The 26761-nt window shown below is 60.4% G+C and carries 23 protein-coding genes, 1 tRNA gene and 1 pseudogene; 14 read left to right on the top strand and 11 right to left on the bottom strand.

The features are described from left to right. From surE to MF410_RS09395, 3 genes are all read left to right on the top strand, one after another. Complete coding sequence (gene surE, locus MF410_RS09405) at nucleotides 1-774, top strand: 5'/3'-nucleotidase SurE (protein WP_097625288.1); 774 nt, start codon at nucleotides 1-3, stop codon at nucleotides 772-774. Continuing rightward, on the top strand, nucleotides 771-1424 hold the full coding sequence (locus MF410_RS09400; RefSeq protein WP_003573541.1) for a protein-L-isoaspartate(D-aspartate) O-methyltransferase: 654 nt from the start codon (nucleotides 771-773) through the stop codon (nucleotides 1422-1424). Before surE ends, MF410_RS09400 begins: the two co-directional genes overlap by 4 nt. Nucleotides 1425-1563: 139 nt before the next feature. Continuing rightward, the gene (locus tag MF410_RS09395; protein ID WP_097625289.1) at nucleotides 1564-3156 is read left to right on the top strand and encodes a peptidoglycan DD-metalloendopeptidase family protein; all 1593 of its coding nucleotides are present in this window, start codon (nucleotides 1564-1566) and stop codon (nucleotides 3154-3156) included. Nucleotides 3157-3279: 123 nt separating this feature from the next. On the opposite strand, the gene MF410_RS09390 is transcribed toward MF410_RS09395, so the two are convergent. Beyond that, the gene (locus tag MF410_RS09390; protein ID WP_097625290.1) at nucleotides 3280-4152 is read right to left on the bottom strand and encodes an ATP-binding protein; all 873 of its coding nucleotides are present in this window, start codon (nucleotides 4150-4152) and stop codon (nucleotides 3280-3282) included. A 203-nt stretch (nucleotides 4153-4355) separates the two neighbouring features. Between MF410_RS09390 and yajC the strand changes: the two genes are divergently transcribed. The 5 genes from yajC (at nucleotide 4356) to MF410_RS09365 (ending at nucleotide 9078) form a co-directional block, all read left to right on the top strand. After that, nucleotides 4356-4703, top strand: coding sequence for a preprotein translocase subunit YajC (gene yajC / locus MF410_RS09385; protein ID WP_003573534.1), 348 nt, complete (start codon nucleotides 4356-4358; stop codon nucleotides 4701-4703). A 44-nt stretch (nucleotides 4704-4747) separates the two neighbouring features. Next, nucleotides 4748-7288, top strand: coding sequence for a protein translocase subunit SecDF (secDF, locus tag MF410_RS09380; protein ID WP_097625291.1), 2541 nt, complete (start codon nucleotides 4748-4750; stop codon nucleotides 7286-7288). A gap of 4 nt (nucleotides 7289-7292) precedes the next feature. Next, nucleotides 7293-7679, top strand: a complete 387-nt coding sequence (locus MF410_RS09375) for an Mth938-like domain-containing protein (RefSeq protein ID WP_097625292.1) — start codon at nucleotides 7293-7295, stop codon at nucleotides 7677-7679. 2 nt (nucleotides 7680-7681) lie between these two features. Next, entirely contained in the window at nucleotides 7682-8539 is an 858-nt protein-coding gene (locus MF410_RS09370; RefSeq protein ID WP_097625293.1) for a phytoene/squalene synthase family protein, read from the top strand. A 71-nt stretch (nucleotides 8540-8610) separates the two neighbouring features. Continuing rightward, entirely contained in the window at nucleotides 8611-9078 is a 468-nt protein-coding gene (locus MF410_RS09365) for a hypothetical protein (RefSeq protein ID WP_097625294.1), read from the top strand. Between the two features lie 8 nt (nucleotides 9079-9086). On the opposite strand, the gene trmFO is transcribed toward MF410_RS09365, so the two are convergent. The 3 genes from trmFO to MF410_RS09350 all read right to left on the bottom strand — a co-directional run bounded on the left by trmFO (nucleotide 9087) and on the right by MF410_RS09350 (nucleotide 11218). Then, nucleotides 9087-10520: a methylenetetrahydrofolate--tRNA-(uracil(54)-C(5))-methyltransferase (FADH(2)-oxidizing) TrmFO gene (trmFO, locus tag MF410_RS09360; protein WP_097625295.1), complete on the bottom strand. Its 1434-nt coding sequence runs from the start codon at nucleotides 10518-10520 to the stop codon at nucleotides 9087-9089. A gap of 107 nt (nucleotides 10521-10627) precedes the next feature. Beyond that, nucleotides 10628-10771 (bottom strand): DUF1127 domain-containing protein, encoded by a 144-nt coding sequence (locus MF410_RS09355; protein WP_003539017.1) that lies wholly within the window; start codon nucleotides 10769-10771, stop codon nucleotides 10628-10630. A 300-nt stretch (nucleotides 10772-11071) separates the two neighbouring features. After that, nucleotides 11072-11218: a DUF1127 domain-containing protein gene (locus MF410_RS09350; protein ID WP_003586937.1), complete on the bottom strand. Its 147-nt coding sequence runs from the start codon at nucleotides 11216-11218 to the stop codon at nucleotides 11072-11074. A gap of 841 nt (nucleotides 11219-12059) precedes the next feature. On the opposite strand from MF410_RS09350, the gene MF410_RS09345 reads away from it, so the two are divergent. The 5 genes from MF410_RS09345 to MF410_RS09325 all read left to right on the top strand — a co-directional run bounded on the left by MF410_RS09345 (nucleotide 12060) and on the right by MF410_RS09325 (nucleotide 16243). Beyond that, nucleotides 12060-13163, top strand: a complete 1104-nt coding sequence (locus tag MF410_RS09345) for a DUF2157 domain-containing protein (protein ID WP_097625296.1) — start codon at nucleotides 12060-12062, stop codon at nucleotides 13161-13163. Beyond that, nucleotides 13160-13750 (top strand): GDYXXLXY domain-containing protein, encoded by a 591-nt coding sequence (locus MF410_RS09340; RefSeq protein WP_097625297.1) that lies wholly within the window; start codon nucleotides 13160-13162, stop codon nucleotides 13748-13750. Before MF410_RS09345 ends, MF410_RS09340 begins: the two co-directional genes overlap by 4 nt. 152 nt (nucleotides 13751-13902) lie before the next feature. Further along, nucleotides 13903-13987 (top strand) — tRNA-Leu (locus MF410_RS09335). A gap of 174 nt (nucleotides 13988-14161) precedes the next feature. After that, complete coding sequence (gene tig / locus MF410_RS09330; protein ID WP_097625298.1) at nucleotides 14162-15649, top strand: trigger factor; 1488 nt, start codon at nucleotides 14162-14164, stop codon at nucleotides 15647-15649. Nucleotides 15650-15805: 156 nt separating this feature from the next. Beyond that, on the top strand, nucleotides 15806-16243 hold the full coding sequence (locus MF410_RS09325; protein WP_097625299.1) for a nuclear transport factor 2 family protein: 438 nt from the start codon (nucleotides 15806-15808) through the stop codon (nucleotides 16241-16243). A gap of 52 nt (nucleotides 16244-16295) precedes the next feature. Here MF410_RS09325 and MF410_RS09320 read toward each other — a convergent pair whose 3' ends face one another. The 7 genes and pseudogenes from MF410_RS09320 to iolD all read right to left on the bottom strand — a co-directional run bounded on the left by MF410_RS09320 (nucleotide 16296) and on the right by iolD (nucleotide 25646). After that, a complete protein-coding gene (locus tag MF410_RS09320; RefSeq protein ID WP_097625300.1) occupies nucleotides 16296-18071 on the bottom strand; it encodes a radical SAM protein in 1776 nt (591 codons plus the stop codon). Between the two features lie 158 nt (nucleotides 18072-18229). Next, nucleotides 18230-19034 (bottom strand): annotated as a pseudogene (locus MF410_RS09315) (endonuclease/exonuclease/phosphatase family protein). A 60-nt stretch (nucleotides 19035-19094) separates the two neighbouring features. Beyond that, nucleotides 19095-20501, bottom strand: coding sequence for a Si-specific NAD(P)(+) transhydrogenase (gene sthA / locus MF410_RS09310; protein ID WP_054183296.1), 1407 nt, complete (start codon nucleotides 20499-20501; stop codon nucleotides 19095-19097). A gap of 225 nt (nucleotides 20502-20726) precedes the next feature. Then, on the bottom strand, nucleotides 20727-21902 hold the full coding sequence (locus MF410_RS09305) for a Gfo/Idh/MocA family oxidoreductase (protein ID WP_239620335.1): 1176 nt from the start codon (nucleotides 21900-21902) through the stop codon (nucleotides 20727-20729). Nucleotides 21903-21910: 8 nt separating this feature from the next. Beyond that, the gene (locus tag MF410_RS09300) at nucleotides 21911-22966 is read right to left on the bottom strand and encodes a sugar phosphate isomerase/epimerase (RefSeq protein ID WP_097625302.1); all 1056 of its coding nucleotides are present in this window, start codon (nucleotides 22964-22966) and stop codon (nucleotides 21911-21913) included. Nucleotides 22967-22975: 9 nt separating this feature from the next. Beyond that, a complete protein-coding gene (locus MF410_RS09295; RefSeq protein ID WP_097625303.1) occupies nucleotides 22976-23794 on the bottom strand; it encodes an SDR family oxidoreductase in 819 nt (272 codons plus the stop codon). Between the two features lies 1 nt (nucleotide 23795). After that, nucleotides 23796-25646, bottom strand: coding sequence for a 3D-(3,5/4)-trihydroxycyclohexane-1,2-dione acylhydrolase (decyclizing) (gene iolD / locus MF410_RS09290; protein WP_097625304.1), 1851 nt, complete (start codon nucleotides 25644-25646; stop codon nucleotides 23796-23798). 102 nt (nucleotides 25647-25748) lie between these two features. On the opposite strand from iolD, the gene iolG reads away from it, so the two are divergent. Then, nucleotides 25749-26759: an inositol 2-dehydrogenase gene (gene iolG, locus MF410_RS09285; protein ID WP_206099934.1), complete on the top strand. Its 1011-nt coding sequence runs from the start codon at nucleotides 25749-25751 to the stop codon at nucleotides 26757-26759. The last annotated feature ends 2 nt before the right edge of the window (nucleotides 26760-26761 follow it).

Genomic DNA, 26761 nt, shown 5'->3' with positions numbered 1-26761 from the left:
ATGCGCATCCTGCTTACGAATGACGACGGCATTCACGCCGAAGGCTTGGCCGCGCTGGAGCGGATCGCCCGCACGCTGTCCGACGATGTCTGGATCGTGGCGCCCGAGACCGACCAGAGCGGCCTTGCCCATTCGCTGAGCCTGTCCGAGCCTTTGCGGCTGCGCAAGATTTCCGACAAGCATTTCGCCTTGCGCGGCACGCCGACCGATTGCGTGATCATGGGCATCCGGCAGGTGATGGACATCAGGCCCGATCTCGTGCTGTCAGGCGTCAATTCGGGCTCCAACGTCGCGGACGACGTAACCTATTCCGGCACGATCGCCGGCGCCATCGAAGGCACGATGCAGGGCGTGCGCTCCTTCGCGCTGAGCCAAGCCTATCTCTATGAAGATGGTGCGCGCATTGTGCCATGGGAGGTCTGCGAGACGCATGCGCCGGCTCTTCTGGAAAAGCTGATGGTTCTGGACCTGCCGGAGGGCACGTTCCTCAATCTCAACTTCCCGAACTGCCGTCCGGGCGAGGTCGACGGCGCCGAGGTGACCATGCAGGGCAAGCTCGCCTTCAACCTGCAGGTCGATGCCCGCTCTGATGGCCGGGGCTTTCCCTATTACTGGCTGAAGTTCGGCGAACGCGCCGGCGCCTTCATCGAAGGCACCGATATTCACGCCTTGAAGCATAACAAGATTTCGGTAACGCCTTTGAAACTGGATCTGACCGATTATTCCGTAACGGACCGCGTGGCGCGGGCCTTGGGATACGGAGCACAGGTTTGACGGCAAGACTGGCCGAGAAAGAGGGCTTTGCGGCGCTCGTCCTCAGATTGCGTGCCGAAGGCATCTCCGACCTCGATCTGCTGACCGCGGTCGAGCAGACGCAGCGCTCGCTCTTCGTGCCGCCGCAATTTTCGGATGACGCCTATTCGAGCCGGACGATCCCGATCGAATGCGGCTCCTTCCTTGAAGGCATCGATTTTGTCGTCCGCATCCTGCATCACCTGAAGCTCAAACCCGGTCAGCGCGTTTTGGAAATCGGCACCGGCAGCGGCTTTACGGCCGCCGTCATGGGCCGCATGGCCGAGCGTGTTCTGTCCATCGACCGCTATAAGACGCTGACATCGGCTGCGCAGCGGCGCATGGAATCGCTTGGTCTGCGCAACGTCATCATCCGCCACGCCGACGGCAGTGCCGGCATGCAGGGCGAGGGCACCTTCGACCGCATTCTGGTGACGGCGGCATTCAATGCGATGCCGCGCTTTTATACCGATCAGCTTGTTTCCGGCGGTTCGATGATCGCGCCGCTGATGATCTCCGAGAACGAATGCCGCATGGTGCGGCTGACGAAAACCGGCAGCCGTTTCGAACGCGAGGAACTGTTCGAAGCCCCTTATCTGCCGATCGTTCCGCGCCTTGCCTCGCTGCTATAAGCTCTACGATTTTTCACCCGTAAGCTATGGTTATCAACTTCTCAAAAATATCGCACTGATTCCAGCATCTTAACTGCGTGGTAATACTAACGCGTTTTAATAGACTCACAAATGGTTGCGTTCTCAGTGGGTCGAGTCAATGCGTTTCAGTCTTTCGCCGAAGTTCGGGAAGTCGGCCGGTAATCTTCTGGTTGTGGGCCTGCTGGCAAGTGCCGCAACGGGCTGCAGTTCCGATGTGACACGGTTTGGCGGCTTGTTTTCCTCCTCAGGGCAGGATCAGATCACCACAAGTTCCATTCCGCGCAGGGGCGGCGCTCAGGCTGATCCGGTGCCGCGCGCCGATCTCGGCGGCTCCGCCGTTGCAAGTCAGTCGGGTTATGGCGGCGGCAATGGCGCACTGAACCAGCCTTACCCGCCGAACCCGAGTTATGATCCGGTCCGCACGTCGAGCGCCCGTATGGCTTCCGCGCCGGTTGCGGTGCAGCGTTCCGAGCTTGCAGCTCCGAGCGCCATTGCGCCGGTCCGGCAACGGGAAAAGGAAGTCGCGCTCGCCCAGCCTTTCCCTTCAGCGCCCCAGGCCGAAAAAAACCGATTGGTGGCCCCGACCGCGCCGAAGCTGACGCCTGATACCCTTACGACGGGCACGACGCCGAAGGTTTCCGGCTGGTCCGGGACCAATGCCCCTTCCGTGACGCTGCGTCCGGGTGAAAGCGTTGCCACGCTATCCAGGCGCTTCGGTGTTCCAGAAAAGGAAATCCTGCGGGTCAACAACTTGAAGACGGCTTCCGCCGCCATGCCCGGCCAGGCGATCCTGATCCCGACCTTCAATGGCGGCAACGCTGCCAAGGCAGCGTCGCAGGCGGCTGACCTCTCCAAGCCCGGCAAGATGCCGGAACCGGTAAGGGCGCCTGAGCAGAACGTCGCTGTCGTTCCCGGCGCCAATTCCGTTCGCGACAAGACCATGGCGAGCGCCGATGCCACCGGCAAGCTTCCGCCGGGCGCCGGCAAGGATCCGAAAGCGCCTGCCGGCACCTATGTCGTCAAGCAAGGCGATTCGCTGGCAAAGATCGCCAAGGCGACCGGCACCAAGATCGACGATCTCAAGGCCGCCAACAATCTGTCGGCCAGCTCGGTGAGGGTCGGTCAGGCGCTGAAGATCCCGAACGGCACCGCCGACAATATCAAGACAGCATCGATCCAGCCGCAGAAGGTCGATCCGAAGCCAGCTCAAACGGCGCCCGCCCAGCAGACGGCCTCCGTCGAGCCCGCACCCTACAAGGCGCCGGTCGCCACTCAGACGGTCGACGATGTCGAAAAGAAGTCCGATGTCAGCTCCGCCGCACCGGAATCGACCGGCATCGGCAAGTATCGCTGGCCGGTCCGCGGCCAGGTCATTGCTTCATACGGCGCCAACGTCAACGGCAACCGCAATGACGGCATCGACATTTCGGTGCCGCAGGGAACGCCGATCAAGGCTGCCGAAAACGGTGTTGTCATCTATGCCGGCAACGGCCTGAAGGAACTCGGCAACACTGTTCTCGTCCGTCATGACGACGGCACCGTCACCGTCTATGGCAATGCCGATACGCTGAGCGTCGCCCGAGGCCAGAAGATCCAGCGCGGCCAGACCGTCGCCGTCTCCGGCATGAGCGGCGACGTCAAGCAGCCGCAGGTCCATTTCGAGGTGCGCAAGGACGCATCCCCGGTCAACCCGATGACTTTCCTGGAATAGGTACAGCGTCCCAGGAAGCGCAAAAGCCCGGCCACCCGCCGGGCTTTTGTCATTTAAGGCATGTCGCGCAAAAGTGTGCTGCGGTTTTGCGGCAACGACGGATCTGAAAGAGCGCGACGCGCTTCAACCTCGCTCGATATGGACGCGCATGCGTCCGGCCAGATCCTGGATATACTGCCAGGCGACACGGCCGGAGCGGGCGCCGCGCGTGGTTGCCCATTCCAGTGCCTCGGCGTGCATCCTGTCGCGTTCGAGCCCGAGCTTGAAATGGTCGGCATAGCCGTCGATCATGCCGAGATAATCTTCCTGGCTGCATTTGTGGAAGCCGAGCCAGAGACCGAAGCGGTCGGATAGCGAAACCTTCTCCTCGACGGCCTCAGACGGATTGATCGCCGTCGACTGCTCGTTTTCCATCATGTGGCGAGGCAGCAGATGGCGCCGGTTCGATGTGGCGTAGAAGAGCACATTGTCCGGCCGCCCTTCGACGCCGCCGTCGAGTGCCGCCTTCAGCGACTTGTAGGCGGTGTCGTCGTGGTCGAAGGAGAGATCGTCACAAAAGACGATGACGCGGTACGGCGTGTCCTTCAGGAGGTCGAGCAGGTTGGGCAGGCTCGCTATATCCTCGCGATGGACCTCGACCAGCTTCAGCGCAGAGCCGCTTTCGCGCCTGACATCCTCGTGCACGGCCTTGACCAGAGAGGATTTTCCCATGCCGCGCGCACCCCAGAGCAGCACATTATTCGCCGCATAACCTTCGGCGAAGCGCACTGTATTCTCATGCAGGATGTCGCGCACATGATCGACGCCGCGGATGAGCTTCAGCGCCACTCGATTCGGCTTCTTCACCGGCTGCAGATGCAGGCGCGATGGCGCCCAGACGAAACAGTCGGCCGCATCCCAATCGTTGACGGCAGGCGCTGGTCCGGCAAGGCGCTCGACGGCATTCGCAAGCCGCTTCAGCTCGGCAAGAAGCGCGGTGTTGATTTCCTCGGTCATCGCAAGCTCCTGATTTCTTGCTGCGGCAATCCGCTTTATCTTTCGATGCGGGGTAGCATGGCGTTTTGCCGGCGGAAAGGTTATGAGGCAGCGGAATCGGTACTGTTTCGGGCTGTTTCTGTTGCATTCATCGAAGCGGCAATTATAGTCCGGCAACCTGAAAAATGAGGCGGAGTTCCGCCGCCAAGCCTGAGGAGTTTAGCATGTTCATCACCCCGGCATTCGCCCAGAGTGCCACCGATACCGCAACCGGTTTCGGCGGCTCCGGTTTCGAAATGATCATCCTGTTCGTGCCGCTGATGGTCGTCTGGTACTTCCTGCTGATCCGTCCGCAGCGCGCACAGGCCAAGAAGCGTGAGGAAACCCTGAAGGCGATCCGTCGCGGCGATCAGGTCGTCACCGGTGGCGGTCTCGTCGGTAAAGTCACCAAAGTTATTGACGATAAGGAAGTCGAAGTCGAGATTGCCGATGGTGTTCGTGTGCGCATCGTCCGCAGCGGTATTTCGGATGTGCGCGTCAAGGGTGAACCCGTCAAGGCCGACGCAGCGTAACAAGCGAAACGGCGGCACCGCCGGATCGGAAGATCGTCGAGAGAATGTTGCATTTTTCCCGCTGGAAAACACTTCTGATCTGGCTGGCCGCGTTTGCTGCCATCGTCCTCGCTGCGCCCAATCTGCTGAGCGAGGCACAGCGTTCCTCGCTGCCGGGCTGGCTGCGGCAGGACCGCTTAACGCTCGGTCTCGATTTGCAGGGCGGCTCGCATATTGTTCTGAAGGTCGAGCGTTCCGATATCGTCAAGGACCGCCTGGAAGAGGCGGTCGCCAATGTCCGCAACACGCTGCGCGGCGCCGGCATCCGCTATACCGGGCTGACCGGCAACGACCAGACCGTCACCGTCCGGATCACCGATCCGGCTGAGACGCAAAAGGCGGTCGATCTCCTGAAGCCTTTGACGGCGCCCGGCGGACGTGCCGGACCGGAGGTCGCGCTGCGGCAGGACGAGGACGGGCAACTCTCGCTGCAGATTTCCGACGCCGGCATTACCGCCGACGTCGCTTCCGCCCGGACTCGGTCGCTTGATATCGTTGCCCGCCGTATCGCTGGATTCGGCCATGCGAATTTCCTCGTTCGCCCCGATGGTGCCGACCGGATCGTCGTGCAGGTGCTGGGATCGGTCGATGCGGAACGGCTGAAAAACCTCCTCAACCAGCCGGCCAAGCTTTCCTTTCATCTGATCGACGCAAGCATGTCGGGGCAGGAAGCGCTGAACGGCCGCTGGCCGGCGACATCGCAGGTGCTCTATTCGCTGGACGATCCGCCGGTTCCTTATCTCGTCGATCGCACGGCTTTCGTCACGGGCAGCAACATGGTCGGTATCGAGCCGGTCGTCGATCCGCAGACCCAGGATAGCTCGATTGCCTACCGCCTCGATGCCGAAGGAACGCGGCGGCTGGCTGAGGTGACGGGGCAGAATGTCGGCAAGCACCTTGCCATCGTCTTCGACGACCAGGTGATGTCGTCACCGGCCATCGATGCGGCGATCACCGGCGGCGAGGGGGCAATTTCGGCAAACTTCTCCGAGGATGGCGTCCGCGACCTGGCGATCATGCTGCGCGCCGGTGCTCTGCCGGCGACGCTGACGAGCGTCGAGGAGCGCAGTGTCAGCCCGAGATTTGGCGCTGACTCCATCTTCTCCGGCTTCATTGCCGGCCTCGTCGCCGTCGTGCTGGTCGCGGCATTGATGATCGCGCTCTATCGCATTCTCGGCGTCATCGCCGTCGTCTCGCTCGTCTTCAACCTGATCCTCATCGTCGCGGTGCTAAGCCTAGCCGGCGCGACGCTCACCTTACCCGGGATTGCCGGCATCGTACTCATCGTCGGCATGGCGGTCGACTCGAACGTTCTGATCTACGAGCGTATCCGTGAAGAGGAAAAAACTGCCCATTCCTTTGCGGAGGCTGCCGGCCGCGGTTTCTCGCGCGCCTTCGCAACGATCGTCGATGCGAATGTGACGATCTTCATCGCCGCAATCATCCTCTTTTTCCTCGGCAGCGAATCCATCCGCGGTTTCGCGGTGACGCTGGCGGTCGGCATCCTCACGACCGTCATCACGGCTTTCACGCTGACGCGCTCGATCGTTGCCGTCTGGCTGTGGCGGCACCACCCCCGGCATCTGCCGAAAAGTGTTCTGACCCATCTTTTCGAACACGCCAATATCCGGTTCATGGGGATCCGCCGTTACGTATTTACGGCATCGGCGATCATTTCGCTGATCGCCATGGCCGCCTTTGCCACCGCCGGCCTGCGTCTCGGCATCGATTTCACCGGCGGCTCGCTGATCGAGGTGACCGCGAAGCAGGGCAATGCCGACCTCGCCGATCTCCAATCGCGCCTCAACGATCTCAATCTCGGTGAGGTCAGCGTCGAGCGCGCCGGCGGGCCGTCGAACGCACGGATCCGCATCGCCTCCCAAGGCGGCGGCGAGAATGCCGAGCAGTCCGCGGCGACGCTGGTGCGCGGCGAGCTCCAGGAGGACTATGATTTTCGCCGCGTCGAGGTCGTCGGCCCCGCCATCTCCGGCGAATTGACGTTGATGGCGACGCTCGGCGTTCTGGCAGCGCTGGCGGCGATCCTGATCTACATCTGGATCCGCTTCGAATGGCAGTTCGCGGTCGGCGCCATCGTCGCGACGCTGCATGATGTCATCATCATGCTGGGTCTCTTCGTCCTGACCGGCATGGAATTCAACCTGACGAGCGTCGCCGCCGTGCTGACCGTTGTCGGTTATTCCCTGAATGACACGGTCGTGGTCTATGACCGAATGCGCGAGAATCTGAAGCGATACAAGAAGATGCCGCTGCCGATCCTGATCGATGCGTCGATCAACCAGACGCTGTCGCGCACCATACTGACGGCGGCGACGACGCTGCTAGCCTTGCTCGCGCTCTATCTTTTCGGAGGAGAGGTCATCCGCTCCTTCACCTTTACGATGCTCTTCGGCGTCGCTCTCGGCACTTTCTCTTCGATCTATATCGCCGCTCCTGTGCTGATCGTCTTCCGGCTGCGGCCGGAAAGCCCTGACGGGGAAGAGAGCAACAAGACGGATGCTGGTGTAAAATCCGGCACGGTGGTTTGAAAACATGGCAAAAGGCATAGAAATCCGCGCCGCGCATTTTCCAGGGCGCGCGCCGATCGATACTTACGGCAATGGCGGCTTCCGTTTTGCCGATATGTCGCATCGCGGCTCGATCCTTTGCCTGCCCTCCGGCATTCACGGCTGGGACATGGACATGTCGAAACCGCTATCGCCGGAAAATTTCCGCCGTGCGCTTGATGAGGCCGATGATATCGAGGTTCTGCTCGTCGGGACCGGAACCGAGCTTCGCCGTTTGCCGGAGGCATTGAAGCAGGCGTTGAAGGCGCGCGGCATCGCCTCCGATCCGATGAGCACAGGTGCTGCGGTACGCACCTTCAATATCATGCTCGCCGAGCAGCGCGCCGTCGCCGCGGCTCTGATTGCGGTCTGACGATGGTTGAAGCGAAGACGGCGACGAACCAGGAGATCTGTCTGGCGATGCTGCGCGACAGCGATCGCGACCGCTACCTTGCCTGCCTGCTGTCGCCGGAGGACAAGCGCGGCGCGCTTGCAGCCCTCTATGCCTTCAATGCCGAGCTTGCCCGCATTCGCGATCTCGTGCACGAGCCGTTGCCCGGCGAGGTGCGGCTGCAATACTGGCGCGACCTGCTGGAAGGCAGCGCCCACGGTTCGACGGCGGCCAATCCCGTCGCTTCAGCACTTCTGACGGCGATCGAAACGCACCGCCTGCCGCGCAAGACGCTGATCGATATGATCGAGGCCCGCACCTTCGATCTCTATGACGATCCGATGGAAACGCGTCTGTCGCTCGAAGGGTATGCCGGCGAGACCGCATCGGCCCTCATTCAGCTTGCAAGCCTGGTGCTTTCGCCCGAGGAAGCCGCAGGATCGGCCGACGCCGCCGGTCATGCCGGTGTAGCCCAGGCGGTCGCCGGCCTGTTGCTGCTGATGCCGCTCTATCGCCGCCGCGGCCAGGTCTATATTCCGCTGCAGATCCTGTCCGCCACCGGTCTCAACCGCGATACCTTCCTTGCCGGCGAAGACCGGCCGCGCATTTCCGCCGCCATCGAAGCCTTTGCCGGCCTCGGTCGCGAACATCTGGCAAAGGCAAGGGCGGCAGGGCCGATCGCGCCCGCGGTCTTTCCGGCCTTCCTGCCGGCGACGCTTGCCGAACCCGTGCTTTTCAGGGCGCAGAAGCTCGGCGCCGTCCTGTTCGACCGGCCGCTGCAGCCGCCGCAATGGCGCCGCCAGCTCGGTATGGCCCTTTCGGCCGTCCGCAGAAAAATCTGACACCGGTCAAACTCGCGCAAGTCTCGCGCGTTACAAGGCTTGAACCGCTACCTTTTGAACGGAGACTCGGCGTGGGCATTATCGTCTGGTGCGTTCTATTCGCCATCGTCATCTTCTTTGCCTTCGTGGTAACGCGCATGGCTGCGCAGAACAAGGAAGACGGCCTGCATGACACGGGCCTCGCCATCATCGAGTTCGGCCGCGCATTTCCGAACGAAGCGATCCGCCAGTTGCAGGCGACGGAGAACGGCCAGGCCATTTTCGTGCGCCTGCATGACAACAAGGCCGGCTTCATGCGCAACATGTCGCGCCACTTCGCCTGTCATCTGATCGAGCCGGGCCGGGTGCGCGTCGTCAGCTCGCAAACGGGCAGGGGCCTGGTGATCGATTTCCTCGATGCGCCGCATCACAACGGCGATTTCGAATTCGCTTCCGCCAAGGAGTCCGCGGAAGTCGCGCTCTGGCTGCTCGGCAACTATATCGCCGGGCCGGATAAGGATCTGCCGTTCGACCATATTTCGGCGGCGAACAAGCACTAAATAGCGAGTTAGGCGCTTTCGGCGAGCGGCGAGTTCTGGCCCAGCCAGGCGGCGCAGTCCGTAAGCGCGCGCCGCGCGATCAACTGCCGCTTCATGATCGTTTTGTCCTTACCGCGGAAACGCTTGACGCCCTCGGGCTTGACGATCGATCCGGGCTGAAGTTCCGGAAACAGCCCGAAATTGATGTTCATCGGTTGGAACGAGCGTTTGCCCGGCTCCTCGTCGGTGACGATATGCCCACCGGTGATATGACCGAGCAGCGAGCCGAGCGCCGTCGTTGCCGGCGGCAGCGAGATCGCCTCGCCCTTGCGTTCGGCGGCGGCGAAACGCCCGGCCATCAGCCCGACGCTGGCGCTTTCCACATACCCCTCGCAGCCGGTGATCTGGCCGGCGAAACGCAGGCCGGGCCGCGATTTCAAGGTCAGCGACGGGTCGAGCAGGGTGGGGGAGTTGATATAGGTGTTGCGGTGCAGGCCGCCGAGGCGGGCGAATTCCGCATTTTCCAGGCCGGGGATCATGCGGAAGATTTCCGCCTGCGCGCCATATTTCAGCTTCGTCTGGAAGCCGACCATATTGTAGAGCGTGCCGAGCGCATTGTCCTGGCGCAGCTGCACGACGGCATAGGCCTTGACCGTCGGGTTATGCGCATTGGTCAGCCCCATCGGCTTCATCGGCCCGTGGCGCAGCGTCTCGCGGCCGCGTTCGGCCATCACCTCGATCGGCAGGCAGCCGTCGAAATAAGGCGTACCTTCCCATTCCTTGAAACCGACCGTGTCGCCCGATATCAGTGCGTCGACGAAGGCATTGTACTGCGCCTCGTCCATCGGGCAATTGATATAATCCTTGCCGGTGCCGCCGGGACCGACCTTGTCGTAGCGCGACTGATACCAGCAGATATCCATGTCGATGCTCTCGCGGTAGACGATCGGCGCGATGGCATCGAAGAAGGCGAGCGAATCCTCGCCCGTTTGCGCCTGGATGGCGCTTGCGAGCGACGGTGCGGTCAGCGGCCCGGTGGCGACGATGGCGAGATCCCAGTCACCAGGCGGCAGGCCGGTGATCTCTTCACGCACGACCGTGATCAGCGGGTGGTCGTGGATTGCCCGGGTCACGGCTTCGGAAAAGCCGTCGCGATCGACGGCGAGCGCGCCGCCGGCCGGCACCTGGTGGCGATCGGCAGTCGCCATGATCAGCGAGCCCGCCATGCGCATCTCGGCGTGGATGACGCCGACGGCATTGCTGGTCGCATCGTCGGAGCGGAAGGAGTTGGAGCAGACCAGCTCGGCAAGTCCGTCGGTCTTGTGTGCCTCCGTGCCGCGCACCCCGCGCATTTCATGCAGGATGACGGGAATACCGGAACTGGCGATTTGCCAGGCGGCTTCCGAACCGGCAAGTCCGCCGCCGACAACGTGGATGGGGGAATAGGAAGAGATCGTGTTCATTCCGGGCTGATACCATGTCGGCAGGTGCGATCCAACACCCGGGAATCAAAAACGGCGCCTTGAGGCGCCGTCTTGGAAGCATCAAGCCCGTTGTTAGCGACTGGCTATTAACGGAACGAGCGGGATGCGATGTTGCGGATGTCGTAACGGCTGACGCCGATATCGGACAGGGTCTGGTTCGAGAGGCCGCCGAGTTCGTTGAGCGTACGGCGGTAGCTGAGCCAGCTTCTTGCAATGCGGATCGGGTTCATTGTCTTTTTCCTCAAACAAATGTCCGCTGGATGGCGGGATCGCCTATCACTCTGCGGTTGATGTTTATATAGGCGAGAACCGCGCTTTTGTGCAGTGCAAATAAAAGGCGTCTGCTATGCAATTGTGCAATGTGATGCTTGCCAATTAGGCGGTGGATACTTTTTGAGCGGGCTAAGGAAACCGCTAACGGCGTGCAACCGCAGCGGCAGTGCGTAGGACAAAGAAAACGCCCGCTGTTGGTACAGCGGGCGTTTCGATCGAGGACGAACTGCTTGGGAGGATGCAGCGATCGCCTTGAACTAGCGGGCGGAAGCCTCACGGGCGACACGATGGATGTCCGAACGGTCGATGCCGAGGTCGTGCAATTCGCGGTTGCTCATGCGGCCGAGTTCGGTGACGGTCTGACGGTACTTGCGCCAGTTATTGAAAGAGCGAGAGAAGTTCATGTTAAGCCCCTTTCCGAGGGTTTGATCTGCCAGCAGCCACTGATCGGCGCTGACCTCTATTTGATGACCCGAATATATGTTGCGGCGCGAAAGAGGAAAACAGACAAGTTTTCAGATCACCTATGCGGAGTATGCAATGCTCAAAGGGTGATTGACCAAGACTTACCTTTTTTTGGTCAATGAATAGGCAGAATGATTCCGAGGAAAGCAATCTCACCGAACGGGCGTTCTCGCGTCAAAACGCTGTTCTCTCCGGCGGTTCCGCCCGTGCGTCCACCGTAATGAAGTGTTTCGCTTCGATCGATAGCCGCCCAACTGTTCACAGCCTCGTCAGGGCGGTGTGGCGGCAGTGTGGCACGATGGGGGTGCACCCAATGCTTTAATGCGTTCTTGCGCGATAAAACGCCCGCCGGGGAGGATCCGGCGGGCGCATTATGATGACTGGCAACCGGGAGGAGGAGTGTCGCCAGTCTTATCGCAGCGCGCTTGGGAGGAGGAGTGCGCGGCTGCGAATCTCGACACGGACAATCATTCCGCGGGCATCCGGCAGAACCGGGCCGGGGCGCCATCCCCGTGCTTCGATGTTATCTCTAAATAGTATGACTAATTGGATTTTTGCAGTGCAATAAATTCATGAGGGATATGCGCAGTATGCATACCTCTTCGAACATGCACTTATAATAGCGCTAATGACGTTAGCGGCCGGTTAATACTCGCCCCAATTTAGACCAATGAGGAATTTGTATATTTGTCGGGAGGACGTTTGCGAACCTCGATGCTGCGTCTATAACGACGAAAGCCGCAGCGCCGGAACGAGCGTCGCGGAAATAAGGGTGGGAGCATGTATCGCGGAAGATTGGAGCGGGATCTCTCCCTCTGGGTGGGCAAAGGCCTGCTGGGGCAGGAAACGGCAGGCACGCTTCTTGCCGAATATGACAGCCGCCCGGCAAGCTTCAGCCTTGGGCGGGTGCTAATGGCGCTGGCGGCGGTGCTGCTGGCAGCCGCCATCCTGCTGGTCGTCGCCTCCAACTGGGAGGCCATTCCGCGGCTTATCCGCGTCGGCGTGATCCTTGCCCTGATCTGGGGGGTACACCTTGCCGCCGCCCGAATGCTTGCCCGCGGTGCGTCAGCGGCGGCAAGCGGCTTGCTGATCATCGGCGCGATGAGTTTCGGCGGCGCCATCTCTCTGGTCGGACAGATGTATCATCTCTCCGGCGACGAGCAGACGGTGATGTATCTCTGGTTCGCCATCGCGACGATCTCGGCGATCCTGTTCCGCTCGGGTGCCGTGGCCGTCGTCGCGGGTTTCCTGTCCTGGGCATCCTTTGCTGTCTATCTCGAGAATTACGACACGCATTGGATAGGGCTCGATCCCTGGATGGCGCCCGTCATGGCGGCGATCGTCATCGGGCTGGTGCGGTATACTGGCGCCGAGCGGGCCCGCCATCTCGCCTATCTGCTGCTGATCGGCTGGCTTGCCTGGCTCTATACGCTTTACGAGGAGATCGCCGTGGCGCTTGCCTTCGCGATCGGCGGCATGGTGGCTTTCGTCCTGACGGCGTTGCCTACCCGGTCTGTCGCCTCCCTGGTCCGGAGCGCCGGTGCGGCCCCGGCCTTCTACAGCTTCCTCGTCGCCGCGATCGGCTTCCTGCTGCTGCATATCGAAATCGAGGACGGCTGGCGGCTGGTGGTGCTGGGCGTGGCGACGCTTGCCGCCTCGGTGCTGGCGATCGCTCTGCATGGCCGGGACAACGGCGCGGTGCGTTATCTCGCTTATACGACCTTTGCCGCCGAGATGCTTTATCTCGCTTCCGTCACCGTTGGCTCGATCCTCGGCACGTCGAGCCTCTTCCTGTTCTCCGGTCTCGTCGTCGCGCTGGTTGCCTGGATCGTCATTCGTCTTGAACGGCGCTTTTCGGCGAATGCACAGGGGGAGGGCGCATGAACTCGCTGATGGCAAGGCTGCAATCCGGCAAGGGTTATCTGCTTTCGGCAATCATCGTCGCCGGCCTGCAGACCGTGATCCTCGGCACGATCATCCAAAGCCGCGCGTCGATCCTCAACAATGGCGCTGAAGTGCTGCTGAAGACCGCGCCCGTCGACCCGCGCGATTTCCTGCGCGGTGATTATGTCGTCTTGAACTATGACATTTCCTCGGTGCCGGTGCAGACGGTCTCGGGCGGCATTCCGGCAGAACCCGGCGAGCGCACGTTATGGGTTCGGTTGAAGAAGCAGGAAGACGGTTTTTGGACGGTGATCGAATCGTCCTTTCACCAACTGCCGCCGCTGCCGGAAACCGTGATCCTGCGCAGCCAGCCCTTCTACAGCGGTGGACTTGCCGCCGGCGACAGCATCCGCGTCGAATACGGCATCGAGCGCTACTACGTTCCCGAAGGTCAGGGCAAGCCGATCGAGGAGGCCCGCAACGGCGGCAATGTCGCAATCGCCGTGCGCGTCTCGCCGGCGGGAAGCGCGCAGATCCGCGGTCTTCTCGTTGACGGCAAGCCGGTTTACGACGAGCCGCTCTACTGATCCGGCGGGTCGTCGGATGAGCGCGGTTTGCGGGCCGCAAATCCCTGTCATTTCCCGTTCATTTTTCCTTTGCCTCGACCAAATCGGGTGATATAGAGACGCCGCGCTCCGGAAGGCCTCATGCGCAGGCATAGGCATGCGGTTTTGTGAACGCGGGTATGGTGAAATTGGTAGACACGCCAGATTTAGGTTCTGGTGCCGCAAGGCGTGGGAGTTCAAGTCTCTCTACCCGCACCAAGCTGTTTGCAGGCGGGAGATAGTCGTCCCGAATACCCGGAAGCGAGTGCCGTTCCCCTTTGGGTGGAATGATACAGGAATTGGGAAAAGCCACGCGCGGCACGCTGCCGGCGTCGTGCTCATTGAAACGAACGGCGTCTGGGCACGGCCGCCAGGACATGAAGGTAGGAAGACATGCAGGTTATCGAAACGCTCGCTGAAGGGCTGAAGCGCGAAATCAAGGTCGTTATCCCGGCCAAGGACATGCAAGACAAGATGAACGAGCGTCTTGCCGATGTGAAGGACAAGGTCCGCATCAACGGCTTCCGTCCGGGGAAGGTACCCGCTGCTCACCTGAAGAAGGTCTACGGCAAGTCGATCATGGCCGAACTCGTCAACGAGATCGTCCGCGAGCAGCCGTCCGCCATCCTCTCCAGCCGCGGCGAGAAGTCTGCCACGCAGCCGGAAATTGCCATGACCGAGGACAAGGACGAAGCCGACAAGATCCTCGCCGCCGAGCAGGATTTCGAATTCACGCTCTCCTATGAAGTGCTGCCGCCGATCGAGCTGAAGTCGGTCAAGGGCATCAAGGTCACCCGCGAAGTCATCGACATCTCTGACGACGAAGTCACCGAGCAGGTCCTGAAGGTTGCCGAAAGCGCCCGCGCTTACGAGACCAAGACCGGCAAGGCTGCCAACGGCGACCGCATCACCATGGATTACGTCGGCAAGGTCGACGGCGAAGCCTTTGAAGGCGGCACCGACCAGGGCGCCGAGCTGGTGCTCGGCTCCGGCCGCTTCATTCCGGGCTTCGAAGACCAGCTTGTCGGCGTCAAGGCCGGCAACGAGAAGACCATTACCGTGACCTTCCCGGCCGACTATCCGGCCAAGAACCTTGCCGGCAAGGAAGCCACCTTCGACGTATCGGTCAAGGATGTTGCAGCCCCCGGCGCCGTCGAGATCAATGACGAACTCGCCTCCAAGCTCGGCATCGAATCCGCCGATCGCCTGAAGGAGATCGTCCGTGGCCAGATCGAATCGCAGTACGGCTCGCTGACCCGCCAGAAGCTGAAGCGTCAGATCCTCGACCAGCTCGATGAGATGTACAAGTTCGAGACCCCGACCTCGCTCGTCGACGCCGAATATAACGGCATCTGGAGCCAGGTGAACAACGACCTCGCTCAATCAGGCAAGACCTTCGAGGACGAAGAGACCACCGAAGAGAAGGCACGTGAGGAATACAAGACGCTTGCAGAGCGTCGCGTCCGCCTCGGCCTCGTTCTCTCCGAAATCGGTGAAAAGGCCGGCGTCGAAGTCACCGAAGACGAGATGCAGCGCGCCATCTACGATCAGCTGCGCCAGTATCCGGGCCAGGAAAAGCAGATCCTCGAATTCTTCCGCAGCCAGCCGGGCGCCGCAGCTTCGATCCGCGCGCCGATCTTCGAAGAGAAGGTCATCGATCATCTGCTGACCGAAATCGACGTCACCGACAAGAAGGTGACCAAGGAAGAACTGCTCGCCGAGGAAGAGGGCGAGGCGAAGGCTGAAACCAAGAAGGCCGCCCCGAAGAAGAAGGCTGCCGCCAAAGCTGAAGCTGCCGACGCCGGCGAAGGCGAAGAAGCCGCCGCTCCGAAGAAGAAGGCCGCTCCGAAGAAGAAGGCAGCCGACGAAAGCGCCGAATAATCGCTTCCCGGTTTTGATGTTTGAAGGCCCCGCCATCGTGCGGGGCCTTTTCTTTTACGGAGCATCCGGCAGTCCCTCGTCTTCATCGGAAACAACAAATAGTTGCAATAAAGTATAATTCGGTGCAGATTTGCTGGTGGGTGGAGGGACCTGAAAGTGACCGCAAAGAACGACATGAAGAAGCTGGTAGAGGATATCTATGCTGTGCGTGGCCGCGGCGATATCGAGGGCACGCTGGCGCTGTTCGGGGAGGATTGTACCTTTCGGATGGCCGGCAATGCACGGATGTCGCCTCTTTCGACTGAATCCGGCGGGCCTGCCTTTCGTCAGGTGATAGAGCAGCTCATCACTGTCTGGGATCTATCCAAGATCAAGACAACCGGCATTTATGTGGACGAAGACGAGCATATGGTCTTCGCCCATCGCGAAGGTGAGGTCCGGCACATTCCATCGGGCGTGAGCTTCCATACGGAATTCGTCGACAAAATCCATTTCAAGGATGGGAAACCAGTCAAGATCGTCGAATTCGTCGACACGCTGCAAGTAGCTGAGATCATCCAGATAAACCAGGACGCTCAAACCTCAAGCCGCTAAAGCGCGTCGCATCAAACTTGATTCATGCGACGCGCTTCAGCGGAATTGCAATTCAATGCGCGGTCCGTGTCAGCTCCGCGACTTTTCTCACATGGCTGACGGCAGCAGTGCCGCCTGCTGTTTTGGTGAAGAGGCTGAGTGTTTCTTCCTCATCGTCGGCGACCGGCGTCAGGGCCTGATCCATATAGGTCTTCGACTTCGCTTCCCTTGAAATCAGGAATGCCGAAATGGTCAGGCCGATGATGGTGCCGGCGAGCGAAGCGTGTTTTCTGAATGTTTCCCAGGCAAAGCGCGGCCAGAAGACCAGCGGATTTTCGCGCGGCAGGTCAGGGCGCCGCTCCGAAGGCGTCTTCAGGCGGAGGAGGCCGCTCTGCAGCGGATGCACGTTTTCCAGCGGCACGGTGGTTGCGAAGGAGACGAGAACCTTGACAAGTCTTGCGAGCGGTACCCCGGTCGCCACGGCCCGGCGTAGCAGCGTCTTCATGTGATCAGGCGAATAATAGAGCGCCCAGGCCTCGTGGTAGATATCTTCCCACTCCTGCTTGCTCATCTTTGGATGCGCGGTGCAGACGTGTTCGACATCGTAGATGTTGAGATCGGCGTCCATCTCGACATTCTTCTTCCATAGGACCTGATGATCCTCGGAGCCGGGCAACGGCGTCAGGATGAAGAATTCGATGACATCGAGCGGCAGCTCTTCCTGGATGATTGCGATGTCGCGGCGGATCGATTCCGGCGTGTCGGCGGGGAAGCCCAGGATATAACCGGCGAGCGTCATGATGCCCTGCGCCTTCCAGGCGAGCAGCATCTTGCGATATTCGGTGATCTTGTTCTGGTTCTTCTTGGCGGCCGTCAGATTGTCAGGATTGACGTTTTCGAGGCCGATGAAGACGCGGGTGACGCCGGCGCGCCGGGATTTTTCGATGAAATTCGGTATCTTGTGGCAGAGCGTGTCGACCTGGATCATCAGACCGAGCGGAATGCCGTCCCGCTCCTTGAGCTCGATCAGCCGGTCGAAAATCGCTTCCCAATCCTTGTTGCGGGCGAAATTGTCGTCGGTGATGAAGAATTTGTGGATGCCCTGCGCCCAGTTCATCCGCACAAGCTTTTCGACGTCATCGGCCGAGCGGAAGCGCGACTTGCGTCCTTGCACGTTGATGATGGTGCAGAACGAGCACTGATAGGGACAGCCGCGCCCGGCATCGAAGCTGGTGCTGAGCCCGAGCGTGCGCTGGATATTGTCCTTCGGCAGGAAGGGAACCGGCGTGCCGCCGATGCCGGGAAGGTCGTTCATGAAATTGTAGAGCGGCTTCAGCTCGCCGCCTGCGGCATCGCGCAGCACCATTTCCAGCCGGCCCTCGGCCTCGCCGGCGAACATCGAGATGCCCATATCGCGGCAGGCTTCGAGCCCGACCGCCTTGCCGTCCAGCATCGACAGGCAGCCGGAAACATGGAAGCCGCCGATCGAAACCTGCAGGCCGGCATCGCGGAAGGGCCGGGCAATATCGAGCGCACGTGGATACTGGTTGGTCTGGACGCCAACCAGCGCGATCATGCCGAAATTGTCGTGGCGCTTGAACTGTGCGAGTAGCCCGGCGAAGTCGATCCGCGTATTGGTCTCGTCGATCACGGTGATGTCGATCGCCGTATCGGGCCCGAGCACTTTGCGTTCCGCGCATTCGGCAGCGATGCCATAGAGAGCCGCGAGCGAATTGGAAGGGATCATCGCCCGCCACCAGCGGATGACATAGCCGTCGTCGTCATAATGCGACGGCTTGATCAGGATCAGCTGAAAACGTCGGCGTGCAGCTTCCAAGACATGGGACAAGATTATCTATCTTTCTTCAGAAGCTTTTGCCGGAGGCAAAATGGCGTTGAATGCATCTATCAGGCATTGCGTATCAATACGATTCAGGCGGTCAAACTAAGGCGTAAAAAAAACGGCGCTGCACGCAAAACGCTTCTCGCAGCATATTCCTCAATATACTACCCGATATCGAGCAGCAATGCGCGGTGGTCGGAGACCTCGGGCGCCTCGACCACCTCGAAACTGGCAATCCTCACCTCCGGTGTGACCAGCATGTAATCGGCAAAGCGGCCCTGCTTCAGATAGTAGGAGGTTCGCGTGTCTACAAGGCCGTTTCCGGTGACCAGCTCGGAAAGCCCGAGTCTGGCGAGAATCGTGAAAGTCTCGCTGTCGGGCAATATGTTGAAATCGCCGCAGATGACGAGCCCTTCGTTGCCGGGCCAGACCCGCTCGACAAGCGCAACCAGTGCGGCCGCCTGCTTCTCGCGGGCGGCCGTGTCGCCCTTGCCGGCCGGATCACGCAGGCCATGCATGTGGGCGATGGTCAGGCTGGAAGCGTGCTCATGGCTGAAGACGCGGATGCAATGGGCGTTCCGCGGCCGCGGATGTTCACCCCAGCCATTGGCGGAAAACCTGCCATGCACGAAGTCCAGCCCCTGGGCGATGACCGAATGCGATTTGCGCACGAAGGTCGCCAGCCCGAATTCGGCGGCAATGGCGCTATCGCCGTTAAACAGCTCACCTCTCGATGTCGGGCAGAAGAAGCCGTCGTGGCCGGGCAGGGCGGCGCCGATCTCTGCAAACAGATTGGCGCGCTGAGGCAAGCTCCAGCTCCCCATCCCGATAGATCGACCATCCCTCATTCGCCCCCGGCGCCCGCAACACCTCCTGCAGGCACAGCACATCCGCATCGGCCCGTCTCACATAGTCAATGAGGGCCTCGTGCAGCCTGCCGCCCCAGGCGTTCAGCGAAATGATGCGCAATAGCGTTCGGCTCCGTTTTGGCGGCCGGATCTAGACGAGCCCGCCGCTTATGAGACGCCCTCAGAGTTCCGACTTGATGTCGCCCATCCGGTTCCAGGCGTCGAGGCCGGCGATCTTGTAGGCTTCCGCAAGCGTCGGATAGTTGAAGGTGTTTTCGACGAAATATTCGACCGTGCCTTTGAGATTGAGCACCGCCTGGCCGATATGCACCAGCTCGGTGGCGCCTTCGCCGACGATATGCACGCCAAGCAGGCGGCGTGTCTTCAGCGAGAAGATCAACTTCAAAAGCCCGGTGTCGAGGCCCATGATATGACCGCGCGAGGTTTCACGGAAACGAGCGATGCCGCATTCGTAGGGAATGCCGCGCTCCTTCATCTCCTCTTCGGTCAGACCGCAGGTGGAAATTTCCGGCACGGCATAGATGCCGTAGGGGAAATATTTCGGCGGCTCCTTGGCAACCGCGCCGATCGCGACGCGGGCGGCGATGCGACCCTGTTCCATCGAGGTCGAGGCAAGGCTCGGAAAGCCGACAACGTCGCCGGCGGCATAGACGTTGGCAACCGATGTCTGGAATGTTTCCGGATTGACCTTGAGGCGGCCGCGGCTGTCGGCTTCGAGGCCGATCGCCGGAAGGTTCAGCGCGTCGGTTGCGCCCATGCGGCCGGCGGCAAACAGCACCATATCCGTTGTCAGGCGCCGGCCGCTGTCGAGTGTCAGCTCGACCTTGCCGCCCTCAAGCGTCTCCACCTTGTCGGCCTTCTGGCCAAGCAGCAGCTTCATGTTGCGGTCGCGCAGCTGATAGGTGAAGTCCTCGACGATTTCCTTGTCGATGAAGTCGAGCATCGTCGCCTTAGGGTCGATGACGGTGACGGCCGTGTCGAGCGCGCTGAAGATCGTCGCATATTCGATGCCGATGACGCCGGCGCCGATGACGACCATCGAGCGCGGCAATTCCTGGATATCGAGCAACTCGTCGCTGTCGAGAACGGTCTTGCCGTCGAAGGGGATGTAATCCGGACGGAACGGCTTTGTGCCGACGGCAAGCAGCACGCTGGCGGCGGTGACCTGGGTGATCTCGCCGTCATCCTTGATCACCTGCAGCGTCGACGCATTGATAAAGCTCGCCTTGCCGCGAATATGCTGCACGCGGTTGCGGGCAAACTGATGTTCCAGCACCTCGACCTCGTGATTGAGCGTGATCAGCAGGCGGCGGCGCAGATCATCCGCACTGATCTCCTCCTTGACGCGGTAAGACCGGCCGTAGAAGCCGCGTTCGCGCCAGCCTGAAAGATTGAGGGCGGTCTCGCGCAACGTTTTGGAGGGGATGGTGCCGGTATGCACGGAGACGCCGCCGACGCGTTTGCCCTGCTCGATGACAAGCACTTTCTTGCCGAGTTTCGCAGCCTGGATCGCGCCGCGGCGCCCTGCGGGACCGCTGCCCACCACAACAAGATCGTACTGAAGCATCATCTGGCCCCGGATTGGAAAGGAATCATTGCGCCGCGAAATGTCGCCCCTCTATCGGTAGCCGGTCAATGTTACAGATTGTTTTACGAGCGTCGATTCAAGCCCGCCTGTGCTTTTCAGATCAGCTTCAGCCCCTTCAGGCTGACATGGCCATCCCCGCCGATGATGCCATCGTCGTGGACGGGGATACCGGAGCGCCTTGGCCGCGTTGACGGGCTTGAATGGTTAAACGGCAATTGGCGTAAACCAAGGCTGATTGGCTGCCGCTGCGCAGTCAGCAACGGCATCGACGAATGCGACACCCTTGAGCCCATCATGTGCAGTCGGAATATCGCGTCCGATCGCTGTCGGTTCGCGTCCTTCGCGCTTGGCACGGATTGCTTCAGCAAAGCCGGCATACAGATTCGCAAATGCCTCGAGATAACCCTCGGGATGGCCGGGAGGTGTGCGGATCCGCGCTTTGGCGCCTTCGCTAAGGTCGTCCGCACCGCGTTTGATGATTTCAGTCCTTCCGTTCAGCCGAGCGTGCACGAGCTCGTTCGGTTGCTCCTGGAACCACGTTAGCGAGGCTTGCTCGCCAAACACCCGGAGCCGCACGCCATTTGATGATCCAAGCGCTACCTGTGAAGACCAGAGAAGTCCACGGGCGCCGCCTTCATAGCGCAGCATGACATGAGCGTTGTCATCCAAGGCGCGCCCTTCAACAAAGGTGGCGAGATCCGCGGTCAACGATTGAAGCTTGAGGCCTGAGACGAAGCCAGCCAGATGGTAGGCATGCGTGCCGATATCGCCGATCGAGCCACCACGACCGTTTTTCTTCGGATCAGTGCGCCAGGCGGCCTGAGCATTGCCTTTTGTCTCAATGGCGGTTGCCATCCATTCCAGCGGGTATTCAACTTGGACGGTACGGATCTTTCCGAGCTGACCGGTCGCAACCATATGCTTGGCTTCATGTATCATCGGATAGCCAGAATAGGTATATGTGACCCCCATGAACCGGCCGCTACTGCGAACCAAGTTTTCGAGCGCGACAGCGTCTTCCAAAGTTGCGGTCAAAGGTTTCTCGCAGATGACGTCGAAACCTGCTTCCAGAAAAGCCTTGGCGATGGGGAAATGAGTGAAATTGGGCGTGCAGATCGCAACGGCATCGATCCGATCCTCACGGCGGCTTTCGCCCGCGATCATCGCCTTGAAATCATCATAGGAGCGCGTGCGATCCAAACCTTCGCTTGCCGCGAAGGCGTGACCGCGGGCAGCATCGACGTCGAATGCGCCAGCGACCAAGGCCCACGCCCTGTCCTGGCGAGCCGCGATACGATGAATATTGCCGATATAGGCGCCGTTGCCGCCCCCCACCATTCCGAGGCGGAGCGGCATTTGCGAAGAAGAGTTTGTCGTCATGGCTGTCCTCAATCAAGTCCGAGCATGGCTCGATTGGCGTCCTTGTTGGCGCCGGATTTCACGAAGTCATCGAACGCACGGTCCGCTACCCTGATAATGTGCTCGCGGATGAACTTTGCGCCTTCCGCGGCACCGTCCTCCGGATGTTTGATGAAGCACTCCCACTCCAGTACCGCCCATCCATCGAAGTCATAGGTTGCCAGTTTGGTGAAGACAGCGCCGAAATCTACCTGACCGTCGCCGAGTGACCGGAATCGTCCGGCGCGCTTCGACCAAGGCTGGAATCCGCCATAGGCGCCCGTTTTGCCGTTCGGCCTGAACTCGGCATCCTTGACGTGGAACATCTTGATGCGCTCGTGGTAGTGATCGATGAATTCTAGATAGTCGAGCGCCTGCAGGACGAAGTGGCTCGGATCGTAGAGGATGTTGCAGCGGCGATGATTGCCGACGCGCTCAAGAAACATCTCGAAGGTCAGTCCGTCGTGGACATCCTCGCAGGGATGGATCTCGAAGCAGAGATCGACGCCCTGTTCATCGAAGTCGTTCAGAATTGGCATCCAGCGCCTTGCAAGCTCATCGAAAGCCTCGTCGACCAGGCCCTCCGGCCATTGCGGATAGGGGTAGAGATAGGGCCACAGCAGCGATCCGGTGAAGCTAACATGGCGATCAATACCGAGATTCCGCGAGGCGCGGGCAGCAAAACGCATTTGTTCCTCAGCCCATGCTCGGCGCCCGGCCGGATTGTTGTGGACATTGGCGGGGGCGAAACTGTCCATGATCCGGTCATGGGCAGGGTGGACGGCAACGAGCTGGCCCGTGATATGCGAGCCCAGTTCGGTCACTTCAAGGCCACTTTCCGCCAGCACCCCCTTGAGGTCATCGCAATACGTCTTGCTTTCGGCTGCCATCTTCATATCGATCAGGCGATTATCCCAGGTCGGGATTTGAACGCCGGCGAAACCTCTGGCCGCGACCCACCTGGAGAGGCTGGAAAGCGAGTTATAGGGGGCTTCGTCAGCTGCGAATTGGGCGAGATAGATGCCCGGTCCCTTGATCGTTTTCATGCTTTTTTCCTATTCGGATAAGGCTTCTGCCGGCGCCGGGGGGCCGCCGTCATAGGCTCCCCAGACCGATTGATCGAAATGAACGACGGAGCCTGTCATCATTCCCGAATCGTTCGATGCGAGAAAGAGGACGGCCCGGGCGACTTCTTCGGGCGCCAGAATGCGGCCAAAGGGTTGCGCCGCCGCGGCCGTGGCGAGCCAGTTGGGGTCGGCCCCGTGGTATTCGCGCTGAATGCGATCTTCGCCGTCAGACGCCATCCAACCGATATCGAGCTGGTTCACGCGGATCTGGTTGCGCATCAGGGCGTAGCCGGAGTTCCGGGTGAGCGTCGCCAGCGCACCCTTCGACGCAGAATAGGGAGCTAGAAATGGCTGGCCCGCATGCTCCGATGTCGAGCCGATATTGACCATACTGCCCTTGACGCCACCACGGATCATCAGTCTCGCCGCTTCCTGCATCAGAAAGAACGGTGCCCGAACGTTGACGGCGAACATTCGATCGAAAAGATCTGGAGACGAATTCAAAAGATTGCCTCGGTCAGTGAGGCCCGCGGCATTGACCAGAATATCGACTCTGCCGAATTCGAAGTCCGCTTTGGCGATGATCGACCGGCAATCTTCGACCTTCTCAAGATCCGCCGGGACAAATGTCACCGGCACCCCGGTTTCGCTCGTTATCGAGGCCGCAACGGCGTTGCCTTTCCCGGCATTTCGTCCGCAGGTGATGATGCCGGCGGCACCTGCTTTGGCGAAAAGTCGCGCAATTGCCGCACCCAGTCCCTGCGTCCCACCCGTGACGACGGCGATTTTTCCCTCGATACTGTTCATCTCAAACACCTACGCGCTGCTTCTGGCGGATCTTTTCCTGATCAGCGCGTGCTTTTTGAACGGATTTACGCTCCGAGACCTCAGGAACGCCGACGTCCCAATCCGCATCGCCCGGCACCCAGGCATGGGCATCGGTGACGAGGGTGATGACCGTCGTCCGGTCGGTCGTTTGTGCCCACTCCATTGCGGTTTTCAGATCGGCAAGGCTTTCGCAGCGCCGGGCGAGCGCACCCATCGATTCAGCATGTTTGACGAAGTCGACGGCAAAAGGCTCCTTGACGCGGCAATCTTTGATGAGATTGTTGAAACCAGGCACGCCCTTGAACTGTTGGAGACGATTGATGACGGCATAACCGCCGTTGTCGCAGACGACGACTATCATCTTGTGGCCCGTCAATACCGTCGAATAGATGTCGGAGTTCATCATCATGTAGGTGCCGTCGCCGATCATCACGATCGGCGTGCCGTTACCGGCTTTCGCCATCGCATGGCCCCAACCTGCGGCGATCTCGTATCCCATGCAACTGAAGCCGAATTCGCAGTCGAACGTGTTGGGATTCTTGACGCGCCAGCCCTTGGTCACCTCACCGGGTGTGCCGCCTGCCGCTGCGATCAGCGTATCGTTCGGCTTTGAAGTTTCGTTGACGATGCCGACCACCTGCGCGTAGGTCGGGATCGGCCCATTCGTGACCGCTTGATGCCGATCGAGGAGCTTGTTCCAATCGGCAAATAGCGACTGCGCCTTCGGAAGCAGCGCCGGATCGGCCTTCCAGTCACCGAGAGCCTCGTCCAGTTCAATCACCGTTTCGAGAGCATCCCCGACGACGGCAAGTGCGCGATGCTTTACCGCGTCAAAGCGCGCGGCATTGATCGAAATGAACTTTGCATCCTGCTGAAACACGGTCCATGAACCGGTTGTGAAGTCCTGCAATCGTGTACCGATCGCCAGAATGACATCCGCCTCACCGGCAAGCGCATTCGCCGAGGTTGATCCAACGATCCCGATGGGGCCGGCGTGAGCGGGATGGTTGTGCGTCATCGCGCCTTTGCCGGCGATTGTTTCGACGATCGGGATGCCGCGTTTGACAGCAAATTCCGCGACCTTCTCTTCGGCCGACGAATAGCGGACGCCACCTCCCGAAATGATCAGCGGTCTCTTCGCGGCCTGGAGCAATGCGGCTGCTTCCACAAGCCTTGTTCTGTCGGCACGGGGGCGGGGTATGGACCATACAGCGGGCTCGAAGAACGCGGCGGGATAGTCGAACGCGACTTCCTGAGCATCCTGTGCAAGGCCAATGAATGCGGGACCGCAGTCTGCGGGATCAAGCATCGTGGCGATTGCCTGCGGCAAGGATGAGATGATCTGTTCAGGCAAAACGATGCGATCCCAATATCTGGTGACTGACTTGAAGGCGTCGTTGACCGTCACGGTCGGGTCACTGAAATGCTCAACCTGCTGAAGAACTGGATCGGGAATTCGGTTTGCGAACGTATCTCCCGCGATCAGGAGCACCGGCAGGCGGTTGGCATGGGCTGTGCCAGCCGCTGTCACCATGTTGGCCGCACCGGGTCCGATCGAGGTCGCCGCGACCATCAATTGGCGTCGGCGTTTGGCTTTGGCAAAAGCGATCGCTGCGAGTGCCATCGACTGCTCATTTTGACCGCGCCAGGTTGGCAACTGATCCTGCACCGACTCCAGCGCCTCCGACAAGCAAGTCACGTTGCCGTGACCGAAAATGCCGAACACGCCGGCAAAAAGCGGTAAGCGCTCGCCATCGATCTCCGTGAATTGATTGCATAAGTAGCGCACAAGCGCTTGCGCCATCGTCAGGCGTACGGTCTTCCGGGACATCCGGTCTCCTCCCATGGATCATGTTTTTTCGACGTTACGAAATATTAATTGACAAAGCAATAGTTCCGCAACAATCATTGCAAAAATAGAAATGAGAGGATCTTGATGTTGAAAATTGCCGTTCTCGGCTGCGGCCGTATTGGCCGCATGCATGCCGAAAACATAGCTGCCCATCCGCGGGCGACGCTTGCGGGCGTCTTCGACGTTCATCGCTCTGCGGCAGACGATGTTGGGAGCAAACACGGTGTGGCCGTCTTTGATTCTGCCGAGCGATTGTTCTCCAGCAGCGCCGTTGATGCGGTCCTGATCGCCACGTCGACACCGACACACGCAGATTTCATCGAGAAAGCCGTCGCGGCCGGCAAGCCGATATTATGCGAGAAGCCGATCGATTTGAGCCTCAAGCGTGTCCAGCAATGTGCGGAGGCAATTGGGACGACCAGGGTACCGATCATGCTCGGTTTTGTCCGCCGCTTCGATCCCGGCCACAGGGCGGCGCGCGATGCTATCCGTGCAGGCGATATCGGGGACCTTCATCAGGTCGTTATAACCTCGCGCGACCCCGGAATGCCGCCGGTCGCCTATACCGAAGCATCCGGCGGCATCTTTCGCGACATGACCATCCATGACTTCGATATGGCACGGTTCATGCTCGGCGAAGAGGTGATCGAGGTTTCGGCCGTGGGTAGCCGTCTTGTCGATCCGGTTCTTATGCAGCGATTGGACGACTACGACACCGTGACGGTCGTCCTCAAGACCACATCGGGCAAGCAATGCATCATCAATAATTCTCGCCAGGCCGTCTACGGCTATGACCAGCGGGTTGAGGCGCTCGGCACAAAGGGAATGGTCGTCTCCGAAAATCGCCGCCCAAACATGACGACGCTGCACGGTGCCGATTTCACCGGCAAAGGCGCGCCGCTTCTCAACTTCTTCATCGATCGCTACGCCGAGGCCTTCATGGCTGAAATCAGCGCTTTCGTCGATGCGATTGGCGCCGGCAAGGCTCCGGAGGTTGGATTTGAGGATGGTCGTCAGGCTCTGATCCTGGCCGAAGCGGCAATCAAATCGGCGGCCGAAGGCCGCGCCATAAAAACCAGCGAAATTGGGTGACC

Origin of the sequence: Rhizobium sp. C104, assembly GCF_022354505.1 — a bacterium.
GTDB classification, from domain to species: Bacteria; Pseudomonadota; Alphaproteobacteria; order Rhizobiales; family Rhizobiaceae; genus Rhizobium; species Rhizobium redzepovicii.
This window is presented reverse-complemented; position numbering and strand designations above follow the sequence as displayed.

Coding starts and splice junctions, on each gene's coding strand:
- MF410_RS09370 (WP_097625293.1), top strand. CDS start 7,682: ATGGTTGAAGCGAAGACGGCGACGAACCAGGAGATCTGTCTGGCGATG.
- MF410_RS09295 (WP_097625303.1), bottom strand. CDS start 23,794: ATGAACAGTATCGAGGGAAAAATCGCCGTCGTCACGGGTGGGACGCAG.
- MF410_RS09300 (WP_097625302.1), bottom strand. CDS start 22,966: ATGAAAACGATCAAGGGACCGGGCATCTATCTCGCCCAATTCGCAGCT.
- yajC (WP_003573534.1), top strand. CDS start 4,356: ATGTTCATCACCCCGGCATTCGCCCAGAGTGCCACCGATACCGCAACC.
- MF410_RS09375 (WP_097625292.1), top strand. CDS start 7,293: ATGGCAAAAGGCATAGAAATCCGCGCCGCGCATTTTCCAGGGCGCGCG.
- tig (WP_097625298.1), top strand. CDS start 14,162: ATGCAGGTTATCGAAACGCTCGCTGAAGGGCTGAAGCGCGAAATCAAG.
- iolD (WP_097625304.1), bottom strand. CDS start 25,646: ATGTCCCGGAAGACCGTACGCCTGACGATGGCGCAAGCGCTTGTGCGC.
- sthA (WP_054183296.1), bottom strand. CDS start 20,501: ATGCTTCAGTACGATCTTGTTGTGGTGGGCAGCGGTCCCGCAGGGCGC.
- surE (WP_097625288.1), top strand. CDS start 1: ATGCGCATCCTGCTTACGAATGACGACGGCATTCACGCCGAAGGCTTG.
- trmFO (WP_097625295.1), bottom strand. CDS start 10,520: ATGAACACGATCTCTTCCTATTCCCCCATCCACGTTGTCGGCGGCGGA.
- MF410_RS09395 (WP_097625289.1), top strand. CDS start 1,564: ATGCGTTTCAGTCTTTCGCCGAAGTTCGGGAAGTCGGCCGGTAATCTT.
- MF410_RS09305 (WP_239620335.1), bottom strand. CDS start 21,902: ATGACGACAAACTCTTCTTCGCAAATGCCGCTCCGCCTCGGAATGGTG.
- MF410_RS09345 (WP_097625296.1), top strand. CDS start 12,060: ATGTATCGCGGAAGATTGGAGCGGGATCTCTCCCTCTGGGTGGGCAAA.
- MF410_RS09390 (WP_097625290.1), bottom strand. CDS start 4,152: ATGACCGAGGAAATCAACACCGCGCTTCTTGCCGAGCTGAAGCGGCTT.
- MF410_RS09340 (WP_097625297.1), top strand. CDS start 13,160: ATGAACTCGCTGATGGCAAGGCTGCAATCCGGCAAGGGTTATCTGCTT.
- secDF (WP_097625291.1), top strand. CDS start 4,748: ATGTTGCATTTTTCCCGCTGGAAAACACTTCTGATCTGGCTGGCCGCG.
- MF410_RS09350 (WP_003586937.1), bottom strand. CDS start 11,218: ATGAACTTCTCTCGCTCTTTCAATAACTGGCGCAAGTACCGTCAGACC.
- MF410_RS09355 (WP_003539017.1), bottom strand. CDS start 10,771: ATGAACCCGATCCGCATTGCAAGAAGCTGGCTCAGCTACCGCCGTACG.